We start from the raw sequence: 16502 nt of genomic DNA, 5'->3' as shown, positions 1-16502 counted from the left end.
CACTCTTATCGTTGCTGTTAGTCATAAACATAACCGTTTGCCTATCCCTTATCGTAAGGGGGAAACGGTGTCCTGTCTTTCATGGGGCTCGTTCAATGCATAACGTAGGAGATATTTAATATGCCTAGTGAAAGTGCCTTTGCTGTGGGAAAAATAATATTTAATGCGAAAGTACTTTAAATAGGAAAGTGCTGCGCCGATAAGGCCAAAGTGCCTTTCGCTAGGATGGCGAGCGTGTTCCCACGCCAAAGTGCTTTAGCTCGGAGGCTGTGAGGCTGATAAGGCGAAAGTGCCTTTCGCTAGGACGGCGAGCGGTTTCCAACGCCAAAGTGACTTTCGCTCGCTAGCGGCCTGTCACCGACGTCTGTTTACGACCCAATGTCTTTCGAGAAATGCAGCTAACTGCTAACAGCAGACCTTCGGCATTGGGTCTGCTTCTCGCCTAAATGTCGGCAATAGTTGGCGACAGCATCACCCCCTCTAGATGTCGATACGTGAAATCTGGAAAACGCACCACCAAACAACTCCAAATTTCCCGAAATGCTACCGCCGCTTCATGCGAGTCTCGGTATGTACGTCCCTGAGCCATGGAAGATACGAGTCTCAATCGGTGAGATTCGCACAACTCTTTAAGCTCCGAACCAAAGTTCGAAACTGTGGATTCATTATATGCGGAAGGAAATCTATTTATTATAAGTGTAAATATTTCTCGAAAGGCGGGTAGTTCCTTAGGGTTCGGAGCAGTTATAGCGGCATTGTAGCCCCACCAGCTTCCCGATAGCGAGTTAAGGTTCGCAGACTGTTGGAAGACAGTACCTATTCCATTTGAAGTCTTGCACGCCCACGCAAACACATTCAATCTGAGCAAACCTTCTTTATTGAGAGTAACGTCATCGAGACCTATCGCAAGCTCATCATTTTGACCGTAAACTCTATTTACTCCTCCATGAGCCATCAATAGCACAGATTTAGTGTGAGCCAGTTTAAAAATATCAAACAACGCCTGCTGGGTGGCGCCTTCGCCAACAATTAGATTTGAACTATAGGGAAACAAGTGCCTAGCAAGCCTAGCATTCTCATAAGTAGCTATATCATAGGCAGGTACAAATGCTTTAAGCATCTTTGTCAACCTCTGATGCTTGAGCCGCCAAAATATCTCGAGAGAGACGCAGAAGATCTGAAATATATCGCAACCCTATTTCATCTCCCTGAAGTATTTTGTCCCCCAACTGACCGGCAGAATAGTCTCCCTCTAAAGTTTTCCAGCTTATTTTATCATGGGGTAGTTCGCGTAATAAATTGGCGAAAACTTGCCTATTCAAGCTCTCGGAAATTACAGCTTCTGAATAAGCGTGAGTACGTCCCAGTGCCGTTTCTATACCCCTTACAAAACTTAAAAGTGAAGCGCTTGATGCCACCGCACGCCCAATATCCATGCGGCGTAAAAATGAAAAATCTCGGCTATAATAACTTCCGCGAAATGCCTTTTTAGCGAGGCGCCAAGGCTCAATCAAAGATTCAGGCGTAACTATTCTCCTAATTGCCGCTCTAGCTGAATCATCATCAACTGCAAAATCCAAGGCAAGTTGTTTGTCTGCAAATAACCAAGCTTCGATTGTAGGAACTGCACAAAACACAGGAATCTGGGGATGTCCTAGATATTCACGGGCGAACTGGACGGAATCAGCCACCGAAGATGAGTCCGCATCAATCAACGCGATGGCGTTGTCATTATCAGTCAAATTTTTGACCATCCTCCTAACATGTTGCTTACCATCACATTGAATTATGTCAAAGCCAGCATCGACCTCTAGGCCCATGGCGATTAAAATATTTGACACTATCAGCCTGTCGGAAGCCCCCTCAACAAAAATCCTTAGCTTTCCATTTGACGGCCAAATTACTGGGGAACTTAAAAAATTAGCACGTTTCATTTTATCCTCCGAAGCTTGAGATTGCTGGTGTCAACTGTATGACAGGCCTGCACCAAATATCATTGGGTAGCACCCGTTTGGCAACTACTACCGAAAATTCGTTTGCAGTGCAATTCCGCAAATATATAATCACTTCTAAATATTAGCTTTTCCACACCACCGAAAAGCCCTTCGCGTCTGCTTCTGGATCAATTTTGCCGCTTTGCAATGACCGGAAGTAGCCTTTGTCGACCGCCCGCAAATGGCCGATAGCGGCATTGAGCAGCCGCTGCGAGAATCGTGTCGCCCTCAGCATCGTCAAGGAGGCTGCGTCCTCAAGAGCCAACGTAATTTGGAGCGCTGATTCACTGATGTTTTGAAAGACGGGTTGTACGCTTTCCCTATTACGCACCACCCATCAGGCCATTCGTAGACCCTGGTAAGTTTCATTTAGCTTTAAATGAAACGTTATGCAGGCTGGGGGGCTATGCTCGGGGACTGGTGGAGCCATGTCTTACCGATGCGAAACGCATCAAATTCGAAGTCATCGGGAACAAGGTCACGTGCTTGAGCTGGATTAAAACCATGAAGTTGAACTCGTCGATTAAGTTCGGATTTAAGCCTTTCATCAAGATTATCCCACCACACAGGTGAGGCCCACGTGTTTTCACAGAATGTGTAGCAATATTTCACAAGCGCTGTAGATAAATCTTTGGGAGCAAGGCTCATGAGAGAATCAATAAATCTCTTGCAAATTTTATTGTGCGTGCTCAACCATGAAAATACAAAGCACCCTTTGTTTTCATAGCTGATGGCATTGTAGATCAGATGGCTCAACTTACTGCCATGAACGCCAAGGTTCTGTAATCGCGCTCCACTGAAATCGAATTCCGGTTGAGTTGATCCGCTTACTAAAACGTCGGGAACATCCCTGAGTTCAATGACAAAGTGATTCATCTCATCAAACTTTCCACTCAGCAATAGCCTGTCCATTTCATTCTTAATTAAGTTTAACTCATCTAGCGCCAGCTTGATTCCGGACTCTTGCAATTTAGCCTGCATTTGAATAAATTGCTGGATGTGGTGCGGCTGCCCCCGGTCGGCGACTTTCATAAACTCAACGCCTAGCAATTGTTCATCTTTTGCGTAAAGCTCTCGGTTCGTCGAACGATAGGCGAGCAAAAATAACTGCTCATTAGACAAAGAGATCTTCTGGTCTTCAAGTGCTGCGAATAGTTCTTTGTCGTGGTATGAGCAAAAGCCAGTAAAAGTAGAAGCATCGTTGATGCCGACTTTCTTTGTCACCAAACTGCCTTCTGTTTTTATAAGTTCATTTAAGCTTGTTTTGGTACCCATGACATGCCCATTTTCAGCGATCTGCTTAAGGCTTCCGCTTTTGGAGATAGTATGGGCTTTAATTATTTTGGTGGTGCACAAACCGTCATTGAGTGTTTCAGCGCAGCATGTTTTAGTATGCTTTTTGGTTTGCTGTTCAAAATCCTGACGCTCCAGTGGCGGTTCATGCTCACGATTGAGGTGGCATTTTTTGAACTTTTTCTCAGAGCCGCACCAACACGGGTCGTTCCTTCGGGGAATATCGAACATCCATTATTTCCTTTAATCTAGTCAAACGCTTTGTGAGGTTAACTGGGGGCAGATCATGTTCGTTGCAAAACCCTACAACGTGTTACCGGCGCGTGTCCGTTCTGGAGATGCCCGTCGACCATGAATCTACGCATGCCTCGGACAAATCATAACGATGAAACGGGCAAAGTGCCATCGTTCCTGGCTGTAAACTCGTGCTCTAGGGGCGTGGTTAAGGGATGTTGTCGTGGGCTGTGAAAGATTATTCGAGGGTGGAATGCCATTCTACGACCAAAACGTCGGACCTGGGCATCAGCAGTAAACTACTTTCTGAGGCTCATCTTCTTATAAGGCGAATATTGCTTTGGCTGAATAATAGTGTGCCTAAGTAACGCAGTGTTATTTGATATCAAGCAAATGGAGGCATATGTGTACTTCTCTAGGGCTGGAATTGCTCTCTATTTTCTGTCTCTAGATGTCCGCTTTGGCCGTTTTCTGTCCGTCGCGACAGGCAGAAAACGGCCCAGAGTGTGTAAAAACGTCGACCAAAAATTGAAGAGCTCGCTCCTGCGTCGATTCTGAAAAAGTCTGTCAGTTCTACAGACTAAGAATTCACGTAGAGACGCGATTTTGAGATCGCTTTTTGATCAGTCGAGCCGTCACGGGAGTTTTTACACGCTCTGGGCCAACAGCTGCCACTCGCAGCGGGCAGCTTCCGGTCAGAAACGTATGTCTAAGGCATTTCGCCATTACACGTCTACAATTGGCTGCTTCACTGACCAATAAAGCATTGAAGTCAACGTTAGATAAGGAAATTACGATGCGCCTTAAGACCGTCAAGCTCACTCATTTCCGCGGTTATCGCACCACCACCATCATTCCGATCGATTCCGCAATGACCGGCATCGTGGGCCGAAACGACTATGGGAAATCGACTGTCCTTGAGGCTCTGGCCATCTTCTTCGATAGCGCAGATATCAAGCCTGACAAGAGCGATATGAACTGTTTTAGTTTGACGGAGGGGCATGACAAATTCGAGATTGCCTGCGAGTTCGATGACCTTCCGGAAGCCCTGGTGCTTGATGAGAATGCTCAGACCTCATTGTCGCAGGAGTTCCTGCTAAACGGGGAAGGCGCCTTTGAAGTTGTCAAAACCTTCAAGGCCAGCACCGGCAAACATGACGGTACGGCCATTCGCTGTCAGCACCCCGCAGACAAAGCACTCGCAAGCCTGCTGAGCCTGAAAATGATGGATCTGAAAAAGCTTGGCGAGCAATTTGGAGTCACTGAGCAAGTGGCTGATCAGCGGGTGGCTTCACAGTGGCGGCAAGCGATTCGCAATGCAGCCGGAGATGTTCCCTGCCAGGAAACGCTGCTCGACGTAGGCAAAGGTCTATCGACAGAAGCCAAATCTATCTGGGAGAAAATTGAGGCGCTGTTGCCAACCTTCGCTCTTTTCAAAGCTGACCGGGAAAGCAGTGACGGTGACGCCGAGGCCAAGAATCCTCTGCAACTAGCGGTCAAAGAAGCCCAGGCTGCGCTTCAAGCCCAGATCAGTGAGCTGGAGCGGCAAATCGAAAGCAGCGTGCTAGATGTAGCCGAACGCACCCTTAACAAGCTTCGGGAAATGGCGCCTGAGCTGGCAAACGAGCTGACCCCGCGCTTCAAGGAAAAGCCCAAGTGGAGCTTCAACTTCACTCTGGAAGGAGAGAACGGCATCCCCATTAACAAACGCGGCAGCGGCGTACGTCGCCTCATTTTGCTCAACTTCTTCCGAGCCGAGGCAGAGAAAAATGCAGTAGTTGGAAGCCCGCGCAACGTGATCTATGCCATTGAAGAGCCGGAGACCTCACAGCACCCCAACTACCAGATGATGCTGATGAAGGCGCTGCTGGAACTATCGAACCAGACAAATCGGCAGATCATTGTTACTACCCACGTCCCTGCACTAGCGGGTTTGATCCCCATTGAAGGTATCCGTTATGTTACTAGGGACGAGAACGGCATCCCCATCGTCAAGATGCCCAGCCAAGAAGTACTCAAGGAGGCTGCCGAGAGCTTGGGCGTACTACCCGAGACAGGGATGGAGCGGGCAAAAGGCGTAGTACTGGTGGAAGGCAAGTCTGATGTCACCTTCCTCCGCCACGCTTCGAAAATCCTAAAGGCCGGTGGCCATCTTCAAGCCAGTCTTGAGGATGCTGGCATTGTCCCTATCCTGATTGGTGGGTGTGGCAGTGTGAAGCACTGGGTCACCCTCAACCTTGCCGATGGTCTCGGGCTACCCTGGTGCGTGTTTCTGGACTCTGACCTTGGTGGGAGCCCGGAGCAGGTCGCCGCGATTTTAAAGCGTAAACAAGAAGTCGAAGGACGGGGCCGTGCTTTCTACTCGACACGTAAACGGGAAATCGAGAACTACCTTTGCCCCGACATGATCAACGCGCAAACGGGGATACATGTGGCTTTTACTGACACCTGCGACGCCAAAAAAATCATTGGGAAAGCAGTGGGCATCAAAGCGGACGATGTGATCGACAAACTCTGGCCGCTGATGACGGCTGAGCAGATCCTCCACCGGTCTACGTACCGGGAAAATGATACAGATCGCGCTGAGCTTAAAGAGCTGTTGGAAAATCTGCTGAAGCTCGTCGCTTGAGTTCCTCGACAGCTAGCGCGCGGCTGAGATCCGTTTTCGGTCAGAAGCCTCGTCGTGCGACTGGTCGCATTAGGTCGTTCTCTGCCGGTCGTCACTACGGCGTGTGCAGGTCTAGTCGAACGCAAACGATTGGTCAGATCTGATGCAATTGACTGGTCAGTGGCAATGCAAATGGGTGGTCAAGTCCATGCAATTACGCAACTAGTAGTGGCCGTGTGGAACTCCTCCGATCTGCTGATCTGGAGGAAGGCCGAGGAGGGCGGTCTCGTCTATCGCCCGAGTCCTCGCAACCGCCGCTACAAGATTACAGCCCAAGACAGACGAGGATATCGTCACCTAACGAATGAGATCACTCGTCTATTTTTATTCTGCTGCTCTGCCTCAAGGCCTGGATCACAGTCGTTTGTATAACTCTTTCCATCTGCAACTACGTAGATGTAGTGACGACGGCGAAACTCGGAACTCTCAACGTAGTTAATTTCCAGCAATGGCTCCATTAACCACCTGCTCTGACCGTTCATGGTGGCCGGTGACACCAGCAAAATTTCTTCTACCAGTCCCGAGTTCAAACTCAGGTGGAGGTTTTCCAGGGTGGGGACATCAGAAATCATCAGCATTTCCTTAGAAATCGAATCACCCTGGCTCCGCACCACCGTCACATAAAACCAAGGGAGATGGAGAATCTGTTCCACGTAGGGCCATAACTGAAGGCCGGGCTCCAGTCTTGTGTTGAGCGGGATTGCGGTGTGTCGATAGGTTCTGAACATAAAAATCCTCCAAATGAACACTATAGATTGTAGCCCTATAGTGTTCACAAAGGCTTCATCGTTCCATTTGCGAGCGATGAAAAAATGGAACTGAAGAAAGCTTTTGGTATTGCACTGAGAAGCCTTCGCGTCAGCAAGGGACTTACTCAAGAGGACTTCTCAATTGTCAGCAGCCGCACCTTCCTTAGCTCTCTAGAGAGAGGGCTGAAGGGGGTCACACTCGAGAAAATTGATGAGCTAGCCTCAACAATAGGAGTACATCCGGTGACACTCGTAGTAGCCTGCTACCTTCAAAAAGACTCTGCCTCAGAGCTGAATGAGCTATTTAGCCAAGTCCGCGCGGAGCTGGAGTGAAATCGGAATATTTGACAGCCTTCGAAGCCAAAACATTTAGCCTGGAGGTACGATTAGACCAAGTGCATTCCGAGCCTCCTTGACGCTTCAGCCCTCGATGTTTTCGATCAGCGGCAACAGTATGTCTAAAGGAAGGGCAGGGTAGCTAACCCTGACGGAACCCATTTTAAGGCGGGGAAGTTTCAACAACACCAAACGCGTTTCAGCTGAGTATGGGGGTGATTGAATCGTGTTCCCCTGACATTAGACAGCCAGTTTTTCTGGTTTACCGTGGCTGGGAGTGGAAAACACTTCAGCATTGGGTAACGCTTGCAATTGTCTGAGTTGCTCCCGGGTTTCTTCCCATACAGGGAAAAATTTGCGCCATGCAGTCATACCGCCCATCTCACCAACAGCTAGAAGCATTGCTTTGTGGGATGCTACAAGTAGATCCCGCTCGCCTTTCAGCACATCATTTTCTTGCGTTAGACGCGCCACCTTTGCTTGTAGGTGGGTACGGGATTGTTTGTCTGTCTTTTCCATTAAGTTACGCAATTCGCGCTGACGCGTTTTGTACCGGTCCAGTAACGCTTTACGTTCGGGTTGACGAGTCACATCGCTAGCGTGCTTGAAGGGGCAGTCCGTTTCCCGAATTACAGAGCGCGCACTGATGTCAATGTTGTCGTTGAGCATTCTTTGGAGGATTGCGTCCAGCCTCTGGTCTTTCATGTGGGACTCCAAATCTTGGGTTCATCCAAGATGGTTGACCCTCGTTTGCTCTCAACGGGGTTGTATAGATCTTCACCATCTGGAAATGGCCGCTCGCCGGGAGCAGTAACAAGTATTTTTTCTAGGCTTTCAAGACGCGACTGCGCATGTTTTAGCTGGTTCTGCCAGCCAACATTTCGTGCATGAGGCGGACTTGTCTCAATAACGGTAACGACATCGATCATTCTCTGCTTCAGCTGTTGTAGATTCTGATTTTCCTCGGATATTGGCGAGCGAGTCAGATGCCGACAGTCGTAGCATTCTAGATGTTTAGGGCAGGGGGCAACCGTAAAACTGTTCACGCAGAACCCAAAAGGTGTTGCGTGTAAGCCGTCTGCCTCCGCAGATAAATAGCGAAAAGCTTCGTCGTCGCCCAGATCTTTCTGAATCTTCTGGAACTCGTCGACAATCGGCCCCCTAATTTTCTTGGCCATGATCATTTTCAGGGTTTCTTGAGCTCTAGGAGCCATATCCTCTGCGCCGGATGGCAGATCAATATTGGCTAGGTCCTCCGCTAGGCTACGATGGTCATACACATAGCTCTGGGCAACACTGTGCCTATTGAAGCGTTTGGTGATGATTGTGTCAGCCACGCCAAGTCGAAAAAGTTCAGCATTTTGAAGATGGCGGAGTGAATGTGTATTCAGACTTAGCGCGCGATCCGCTTCCGTCTGACCATAGCGAGAAAATATATTATTAGCGCCTCCGCCAAGATGAAACTGAAGATCTTGGTTAGATGCACGACCAACCGCAAAATAGCGATTGATATCAAGTAGTCCACCATTTCGCAATTCGATATGCGCTCGGATGGGCATAAGGAACATTAGTTCGGTGGGATACAGGCGCCCACCGTCGCGGAGTAAAAAAGCTTTAGTATCCGGCAGTTTTGAGGCCATGGAATTCTGGATCAGAACTTCCACCTCCCTTACTCTAAAATGAGCTTTACTCCAGTCAACCGTACCGACAAAAAGAGAGCCATCGGCGCGCCGAGGAGCGATAGGCCATTTGTTGAAGTACTTCAAACAATTATGGGACAACCCGTGAGTGTCAACGCGGTCAATTTGCCATTTGCGGATTTCATCTAAATATTTGGAGTCAAACGTTTTGCGGTATTTTTCGACTAAATCCTCAGGCATTGGCAGAGAAGTGAATTCAAGAGATCCCGTCACTCGACTGTAGATGTCCCAAGCCGGCGCTAAAGCATCCGATGCTAGCTCTGGCATTAGCCGTCCCGAGGTGATCTGAAGCCGTAGACGTTCGCGTAGAGGCGTTGTAAGTCTTTCTACTTCTCCAAGGGCTTCAGAAATCAGATCTTCGAAGATAGAAGGAGTGTGTTGAGTATTTTCGACAAGTACGATGCCCTCTGCGCCCACATCCTCATCCTGTTTTTCGGCAAAATTCCGAACTGACAGAGAACGAGAAATCCCCCCCTTCGCTCCCGCCGGGGAACCATCAGTTGCCAAATACTCATGCCAGCGTGCCCAATCTAGTGGAAGTAATGTGTTCTCACCAACGCGAAAACCGCAGGCTATGGCGACTTTGATTTGGTTGAAACGAATAGCGTCGACAAAAGTCTTGGGTTGTACGGTAAAGACAATACGAACAAGCTCCCAGAAAGCTTTGTCACTTGGTAGTTTCGCTGCTCCTTTTCGATCGGAAAGCTGCGCCCTCAGCTTGTTCGTTTGACGGTACGTATTATTGCCACGCTTGAGTTCTGCCACTTTATCCTCTGAGGAGGACTGATTTGGATAGGCGAAGCAGTGCGTGGAGAGTGGCGAGCGATCAGCGATATGCAGACCATCGATCAAGGTTCGAACGACCATGGAAATATTAGCGGCTATTTTTCCCGAGGAGCCGATATCTAGGGCGACGTTATATGCGCGCTGTATCGTAGCCGGGGTTAAGTCCCATGGTGCTTCTGAATCAGCGCATGTGGCGATGATCCGAAGAGGGCGCCCGACATTCAGCAGCGCATGTCCTGGCTTGTTACGCTTTACAAGCAGCTCATTCAACAAGGTAGCTTGATAAAAGTCACGCCAGTGTTCTGGTAGGGGCTGAACAGCAAGGCCCGGCAGATTCTGTTGTTCGCGCAGGACATTGAGAATGTCCAGGGCATTGACGTCGTAACCAAGCGATGAGTGCCAGAAGTAAGGTGGTGTTACAAGGCCGCAAAGCGTAGCTAGGTCCCAGCGTGCTGCCTTTGATACCTTTCCCACATCATCGACTGGCAGGTACCAAAGCAGCCCCCGCAATTCTGCCAATGATCTACCGTTCTCGATGAATCTAAGATAAAAATCATTCATGCTGGCTTAGCCTCATCATCAATCTGCATTAGGCGAACTTCCTCCGCTACTTTTAATGCTGCTTGAAACATTCGACGTAGCTGAGTATAAGCAGGGCTCTCGTCGTTATAGCGGGAGGCAGTAGCAAAGGCAGTAACAACTGGTCGCAAGCTCTCAACTACGGATTCATGGATTTTGGGATCAGATAACGGCAAAAATTTTCGGCAAGTGTAGCAACTTAAAATTGGGTTCTTAGTACACAGAGATTGTCCTGCGGAACAGCCACCAATACCGGCAATAGGTATACCGTGTGGAACTCCTCCAATCTGCTGATCTGGAGGAAGGCCGAGGAGGGCGGTCTTGTCTATCGTCCTAGTCCTCGCAACCTCCGCTACATTGGAGTAGATGTTAGAAAGGGCAAGCGCCTGGTTGACCCGCTGCGCCTGAGTAGGGGATGCATCAAAATAGACGTTGGCGGTCAATGTTGTTGCATGCCCCATAAATTCGGACAAGGAAATGTGGGATACACCGGAGTCGACAAGTCGTTGTGCGGCGCTGTGTCGCAGATCTGTCGCACTCCAACGTTGCCCAGTTATCTTCTCTGTCAGGCCCGCAATAGCTAAGGAGACATCTTTAGGAGGCATACGAAAAAATAAATGATTGGGGTAGTCGTTGTTTACAAATAGGTATGAGTTTGCATCAATGTAAGAGTTAAAAATTTTCACCCAGTCGGTTTTTATTCTGCGAGTGATAAGACGTTTTTTTTCTGTACCCCTTTGCTTTCCAAGAGGTACAGAAATGTGGAGTGTTTTGAGATTATACGATCGTACGTCAGCAGTTTGAATGCGGGCAATTTGCCCCGGCCGAAGACCAAACTGATGACTTAAAATTAGTAAACATGCATCTCTAAGGACTAGCGCAGCCTCTAGATTCAAGCTTGAATCCATCCGAGCTGCTATTTCATCCAAATACTCAATTATCAAAGATTGGTGATCAAGCGGAAGAAAACACTCCTGCATGCGAACGGTTTTATATGAGTCCATCTTAGGAGAAGGAAGCAGGCTTACATAATCACTCAAATCTAGCGTCCAACCGCCTAAATTTAATCTGCACATCGAATGAACGGCCGTTCTTGTCGCAAGAGCATTCAAGTATTTCCAATCAGGCACACTGGAAATCCAATAATCACGAAATTTTTGTGGTGGCTCGTGGATAGCTACCATTGCATGGTCAGGGGTGCGAAGAATGTTTTCTAGAAACATAATTGCTGATTTAACATCCAGACGCCCCAACATATCGATTGCAATATGCTTGAATGCTAGCCTTGCACTCTGAGGAATCTTTGTAAATTTCACAGTGAGTTTTTTACCATCGAATTCTGTCTTCCACTCATCCTGGCTCAGATTACTGATGGTGTTATATTTATCCTCAAAGTCATCGTAATAGCGGACAACGCTTGGTAGTACAGGGAGCGAATCATCCAACAACAGCTGATACTGCTGAGGGTAGCCCTCGCTGCGGCTATCCATTAGCGACCTCCCTCAATTTCACGGAGTGCACTAACAAATGTATCGTAGCTATCTGTCCAAACATCAGCAGATTCCGATTCAAAATAGGCTCGTGCGTAGTGTCTTGGCATGGCTGATGTCGCAGACCAGCCAAAAAATACGCGCAATTTATTTGTTGCCGTGTCGAGATCAATCCCCGACTCCATAAACTTAGTTAGCCGATAAACAGCACATGTATGACGAAGATCATGCACTGTAATACATTGGCTTACTCGATTCACCAGAGCCTTTTTCGCTGTCGCGGACAGATGCTCTGAGGCAACCTCAAAAATACGTTGGATGGACCGCAAAGAAATGGGTTTTCCCTTTTGAGATCCAAATAAGTAGCTGTGAGTCCGTGTACGTCTATAACCCATGCTCAAGTTGTCATTGGCAATCAAAACGTCCTGAGAAATGGGTAACTGTCGCCTGGATTGGGAGTTTTTAAGGCTAGGAGCATCAAAGCGAGAGTCCTCTTGCTCATAAGGGCTCTCGTCGACATTAAGCCAGTAGCGCTCCTTGCCTGTAGCAGCGTCGAAGTCCGACTTAATAGCATCCAACGGCAAAATTGCTATTTCAGACCTTCGTAGGCCCATTGTTGCTGCTAGCAAGAAAATCATGTAATTACGCCACCGTAACTGTTCTGTGCGAAATGGGTTTTCATTTGATAGAGGATTAAATACGCGATAAAGATCATCGATCACAATAGACGGCAGCGCCCTTATTGGAGCGGGAGGTCGTGGTTTGCACGGTGCTAACTGAGCGTAGAGTCGCTCAAGCCTGAGAACTCTTACCGCTAAAGTATTACGTATCTCATCGGTCCACGCTCCGACATGCCGGATTACGTCCAGCATGAAGTTAAATGCGGACGCCCACGTTGAGGAGTTGTCCACGCCGTCAAAGGTGGCTTGGTTCCTAAGGGACGAGAGAAACCCCGTAAGACCCGACTCGATTTCGTCAAATTGACAATCAGTCAGTAGGACATCAAGCAGATCAGATCCGTACTGACGCTCGAAATGCAGGTACAAGCGATCTATCGCGTAAAGATGGCGGCAACGCGTGCTGTCCTCAAGTCCTGCGCGAAGAACGTCAGCCCACACGGTGGGCCAATATCTCGGCATTCCTAAGGCATCCGTTAGGACCCAGCCGCCAAGCGCTTTGGGCGTATGAGGTGATCGTAGTCTGAGACAAGGCATCGACTGATCGTAGTCAGTGATCTAAAAAATGCCAAGCAAGGAGCAAGCATCAGAAACGTTGCTAGGGTTAGCCATTGGGTGGAAATGCAACGCTTACGGAACGTCCTGTCTTTAACATAATATACATTACACGTAACAAAGTATTTCTGGATTGGCCCGGTTACACGCAGAATTTGCTGTCGTGTTGCTTTAAAAACGATAAATTTGCGGTTAAAAACAATAATGGAGCAATTACATATGCTTGAAGACTTCATCAGAGGTTATTGATTAAGCAATTATCGTTTTAAGAAGCGCTCCAAGTCCCTCTCAGTACGTTTACGATTTTGTTAATCGATCACCTGGTTCCAATTCTCAGAAGTAAATGTGTGAAAAAACGGGAAGTAATCGTGTGAATCGAGCCTTTCGCTTCACGTTCACGGATTTGCTTACAGATCACCTGTCCGGCAATCATCTGCGCGCTACAGGCTCTGGCACGGCCTTTGCGGCCGCTATCGTGCCCGATTTTACGTCATGAGCAGCGAATCCAGAAATGTCACTCTTGATCAGCTGATCGTGCACCGTATGCGAATTCGCCTATTTGTTTGATTTGAGTAATTTTTTTGGAGGCAGCTTGTTCGTTTACGACATTGCTTACGCCACAAGTCCACCTGCAGGCACGTCGCTGTGTGAAATCTGCAGCGTTCAGCGTGGAGTTGGTGCACAGATTTCAATTGCTGCCACACGTGAAAAAGACAAACTTCGTGATTTAGGCATATGAAGTAAACGGCGCCGTAGTACTTGGAAAAAATCGCGTGAAAAGCTGGTCAACCAAATATAGGAGGGTCTAGAGAAATCTAGTGATGTCTAGCAAATTTTGCTAGACATCACTAGATTTCGCAGTTGACATACATGGAGATGCTGACGGTTTAGCGGTGCACACCTTGTGCTTAAAGTTTGTGGAACGTTCCTTTCACCAAATACCCTGGAAGCTCGCCAGAATTTGGCTGGATGAAAAGCTCCGTAAAATCCTAGTTTGGTACCGTTGTTAACCACAATTTTGACTTGTTAACCATGGTCGTTAACAAGTCAAAAAACAAGTTTGCAGAGTAATACTGAGCCTGCTTGCTAGCCTTGATTTGCCTAGCGCGGCTGGGGTTTCAAAGCTCCGTAATACTGTTCGAATTCCGGGGTTTGCCAGTCGAAATGTATACCCCTATTATCACTTGCGTTTCACTGTCAACAGCGACCGTAATCTATTGAGGATAGTCTATGCACCACCAACCGCCAGAGGTACCTTACCAGTCTTTATATGGAGAACATCAACCAACTCAACTAAACGACCATTTAGTTGACTTAACCTTAAGCCCCCAGCCCTTATCTCACAATAGCCTTTGGCTCTTCCCTGCCCGCCCGATTTTCTTGCGACTCCATGAGCTTGAAACTTTTCCATCAAAAAAGCCGATGGCGCACTGCCTTTGAAATGTAAATTTGAAACTCTCGTGTAAGGAGATCCGCAAATCTGAAACTTTTTTGCAGTCGGGACTCCAGCTCATGGTTCATTGTTTGCGCAACCCGGTCCCGCAGTATCAGTACGATCGTTGGATGAGTTGAAGCGCTTCGGTAACTGTTTGCGAAGCGCTTGGTTTTGGCGCTGGTTCATTCAGTTTCGGTTTTATGCTGGGCCAACCACAGATCGTAGGCCGACTGCCAGCCAAGCCACATGTGCGTCTTGTCCAACCCCGCCAGTTCTAGGCACCAGGCGAGGTCGGCGCTAGTTGCTGTGCGGCAGTAGATCACGTTGGACAGTTGCACCTTGGAATAACCGAGGTGTTCGGCCAATGCTGTCACGGTCATTTTGATTTCAGACAGTAAGTCCTCGCGGAGCCACTTCCCTGGGTGGGAGGATTATGCACAGTCGTCTGTCGTTGTCCTGTGAGCGGTGTAAGAGGTAATCGACCAGCTCTACATCAGTGCCAATAAAGCGGAAAATAACCCGCCTAGGCAGCCACCGCGGTTGAACTATTAATTATTTATCCCACTGCGGCCCCTACTCCAAAGGTGTTATTCGGCCTTTGTGGGATTCATTGGCCGTCCCGCAAAGCTAGACTTTTCGACCTTGGAGAATGCTTCGATTGCCTCTGCGGAAAAGAAGGTTTTATACCCCGCTGACTGATGCATGCGTCTGAGCTTCGCAACCGCAATTGCGACCATTTGCGTGTTTGATTTGCCATTGCTGCTATCCATCGGAATTTGCACCTGGCGAAAAGAGGATCCCATTGTACCGGCAGTGAGATCATCTGCCATGATTCTGCGGTCATATTGAGAGGTATAGCACCGCTGAAGTCTTCCCGAGCCGTAGTGGGCTCCCCCTGCCCCGCTTGGAAACCATCCACTTATCTGCTCCAACTTCCTAGTCTGCTCCCCCGCTCGTGATGCACGGGGGCATTGGGTGATTACCTCTGCTCGTTTGAGCAGCGAGCCAGACTCGTTTGCTTTTGAGAGTGTGAAGGATCTCATCTCCAAGCCAGTGACCAGATTCGATACGTCGCGGAGATCTTCAATGATGGCGTTTTCAATCGACAATAGCAGCTGGCGTTCACGGTGATCATTTACCCGTGGATGGTTGATCGACTTGTAGGCTCTGTAATTCAGAATCAATTTTTCTCAGAAAATCTTCGATTCCCAGTGAGCACTCTTTTCGCATGTAGCACGCTGCCACCAAGGTGACTGGATGAACTCCTAGCACCGAGCACAACGACTCTAGTTTTTCCAGCGTCGGGCTAGTGCCTCCTCGCTCAAGTAAGCTGACATTGGTACGGCTGCTCACTAAAGAAAAATGCTCCTGCGTCAGGCCTTTCTGAAGGCGAGCCTGTCGTAGTGTCGCCCCAAATGCTTCTTTCAGTTCCATTTTGCTTACCCACAAAAGGAACGATAAGGCGACATTGCGCAATATATGACTACAACATATATTGTGCATTCGAGATGCTGAGGTACCAGCGATGAGCAAGAATCATGAAGGGCCGACGATCATTTCCAACCTTTTCAATGCCGATTTTCTGGGGCGTCCGTACATGCGGCAGACGGTCATGATCCCTTGGTTTTACCTCGAAGCACGCGTTCGATACGGCAATGAATTTGTTGCGGAAATGCTCATGGTCTCCTCATTTGACGCGTTGAAAGACATTCTCAAGGTCCAGCACGAGTCATTTCGGGTGCGCTCCATACAGTACGTGACGCCAGGTTTTGTAAATGAAACCGGCCAATGGAAAATGGAGCCGCTCCTCGAGGCAAGTGAGGCGACTAATCAACAGGGTGAGCGAGTTCCACTTTTCAAGGTTCCTGATCGAACCTACACACACTTGGGTGTGAACACCGAGGTGAACCTGAAAAGCGTTAAGGTTCTATTCCCAGCCGTCAAAAAAAAGCGCGACTGAGATCGAGCATTTCTCCTTGATGCACCGGCGCAAACCTTGTTCGTTC

Annotated in this window: 15 protein-coding genes; 3 read left to right on the top strand and 12 right to left on the bottom strand. The window is 48.4% G+C overall.

Features of this window, described 5'->3' with window-relative positions; genetic code table 11:
- Nucleotides 1-442 precede the first annotated feature (442 nt).
- From J2Y56_RS02030 to J2Y56_RS02015, 4 genes are all read right to left on the bottom strand, one after another.
- Complete coding sequence (locus J2Y56_RS02030) at nucleotides 443-1120, bottom strand: hypothetical protein (protein ID WP_310348333.1); 678 nt, start codon at nucleotides 1118-1120, stop codon at nucleotides 443-445.
- On the bottom strand, nucleotides 1113-1934 hold the full coding sequence (locus J2Y56_RS02025) for a hypothetical protein (RefSeq protein WP_310348332.1): 822 nt from the start codon (nucleotides 1932-1934) through the stop codon (nucleotides 1113-1115). Before J2Y56_RS02025 ends, J2Y56_RS02030 begins: the two co-directional genes overlap by 8 nt.
- Nucleotides 1935-2076: 142 nt before the next feature.
- Complete coding sequence (locus J2Y56_RS02020; protein ID WP_310348330.1) at nucleotides 2077-2235, bottom strand: hypothetical protein; 159 nt, start codon at nucleotides 2233-2235, stop codon at nucleotides 2077-2079.
- A gap of 146 nt (nucleotides 2236-2381) precedes the next feature.
- Nucleotides 2382-3518 carry an SEC-C domain-containing protein gene (locus tag J2Y56_RS02015; RefSeq protein WP_310348327.1) on the bottom strand — a complete coding sequence of 379 codons (1137 nt, stop codon included), beginning with the start codon at nucleotides 3516-3518 and terminating at the stop codon, nucleotides 2382-2384.
- Between the two features lie 799 nt (nucleotides 3519-4317).
- Between J2Y56_RS02015 and J2Y56_RS02010 the strand changes: the two genes are divergently transcribed.
- Complete coding sequence (locus J2Y56_RS02010) at nucleotides 4318-6150, top strand: AAA family ATPase (protein WP_310348323.1); 1833 nt, start codon at nucleotides 4318-4320, stop codon at nucleotides 6148-6150.
- A gap of 332 nt (nucleotides 6151-6482) precedes the next feature.
- On the opposite strand, the gene J2Y56_RS02005 is transcribed toward J2Y56_RS02010, so the two are convergent.
- Nucleotides 6483-6917 carry a hypothetical protein gene (locus J2Y56_RS02005; RefSeq protein ID WP_310348320.1) on the bottom strand — a complete coding sequence of 145 codons (435 nt, stop codon included), beginning with the start codon at nucleotides 6915-6917 and terminating at the stop codon, nucleotides 6483-6485.
- 84 nt (nucleotides 6918-7001) lie between these two features.
- Between J2Y56_RS02005 and J2Y56_RS02000 the strand changes: the two genes are divergently transcribed.
- On the top strand, nucleotides 7002-7271 hold the full coding sequence (locus tag J2Y56_RS02000) for a helix-turn-helix transcriptional regulator (protein ID WP_310348317.1): 270 nt from the start codon (nucleotides 7002-7004) through the stop codon (nucleotides 7269-7271).
- Nucleotides 7272-7514: 243 nt separating this feature from the next.
- Here the strand turns inward: J2Y56_RS02000 and J2Y56_RS01995 are convergent, their stop codons facing one another.
- The 7 genes from J2Y56_RS01995 to J2Y56_RS01965 all read right to left on the bottom strand — a co-directional run bounded on the left by J2Y56_RS01995 (nucleotide 7515) and on the right by J2Y56_RS01965 (nucleotide 15930).
- On the bottom strand, nucleotides 7515-7979 hold the full coding sequence (locus J2Y56_RS01995) for a hypothetical protein (protein WP_310348314.1): 465 nt from the start codon (nucleotides 7977-7979) through the stop codon (nucleotides 7515-7517).
- Nucleotides 7976-10321 carry a hypothetical protein gene (locus J2Y56_RS01990; RefSeq protein ID WP_310348312.1) on the bottom strand — a complete coding sequence of 782 codons (2346 nt, stop codon included), beginning with the start codon at nucleotides 10319-10321 and terminating at the stop codon, nucleotides 7976-7978. The genes J2Y56_RS01995 and J2Y56_RS01990 overlap by 4 nt, the downstream gene beginning before the upstream one ends.
- A complete protein-coding gene (locus J2Y56_RS01985) occupies nucleotides 10318-11829 on the bottom strand; it encodes a site-specific integrase (protein WP_310348310.1) in 1512 nt (503 codons plus the stop codon). The genes J2Y56_RS01990 and J2Y56_RS01985 overlap by 4 nt, the downstream gene beginning before the upstream one ends.
- Nucleotides 11829-12701, bottom strand: coding sequence for a site-specific integrase (locus tag J2Y56_RS01980; RefSeq protein WP_310348381.1), 873 nt, complete (start codon nucleotides 12699-12701; stop codon nucleotides 11829-11831). Before J2Y56_RS01980 ends, J2Y56_RS01985 begins: the two co-directional genes overlap by 1 nt.
- A 1977-nt stretch (nucleotides 12702-14678) precedes the next feature.
- On the bottom strand, nucleotides 14679-14876 hold the full coding sequence (locus tag J2Y56_RS01975; protein WP_310348308.1) for a hypothetical protein: 198 nt from the start codon (nucleotides 14874-14876) through the stop codon (nucleotides 14679-14681).
- Between the two features lie 207 nt (nucleotides 14877-15083).
- Nucleotides 15084-15326, bottom strand: coding sequence for a hypothetical protein (locus J2Y56_RS01970; protein ID WP_310348306.1), 243 nt, complete (start codon nucleotides 15324-15326; stop codon nucleotides 15084-15086).
- A 301-nt stretch (nucleotides 15327-15627) separates the two neighbouring features.
- A complete protein-coding gene (locus J2Y56_RS01965; RefSeq protein WP_310348303.1) occupies nucleotides 15628-15930 on the bottom strand; it encodes a helix-turn-helix transcriptional regulator in 303 nt (100 codons plus the stop codon).
- Between the two features lie 91 nt (nucleotides 15931-16021).
- Between J2Y56_RS01965 and J2Y56_RS01960 the strand changes: the two genes are divergently transcribed.
- Complete coding sequence (locus tag J2Y56_RS01960) at nucleotides 16022-16456, top strand: hypothetical protein (RefSeq protein ID WP_310348300.1); 435 nt, start codon at nucleotides 16022-16024, stop codon at nucleotides 16454-16456.
- Nucleotides 16457-16502 lie beyond the last annotated feature (46 nt).

The organism is Pseudomonas sp. BE134, from assembly GCF_031456105.1.
GTDB lineage: Bacteria > Pseudomonadota > Gammaproteobacteria > Pseudomonadales > Pseudomonadaceae > Aquipseudomonas.
This window is presented reverse-complemented; position numbering and strand designations above follow the sequence as displayed.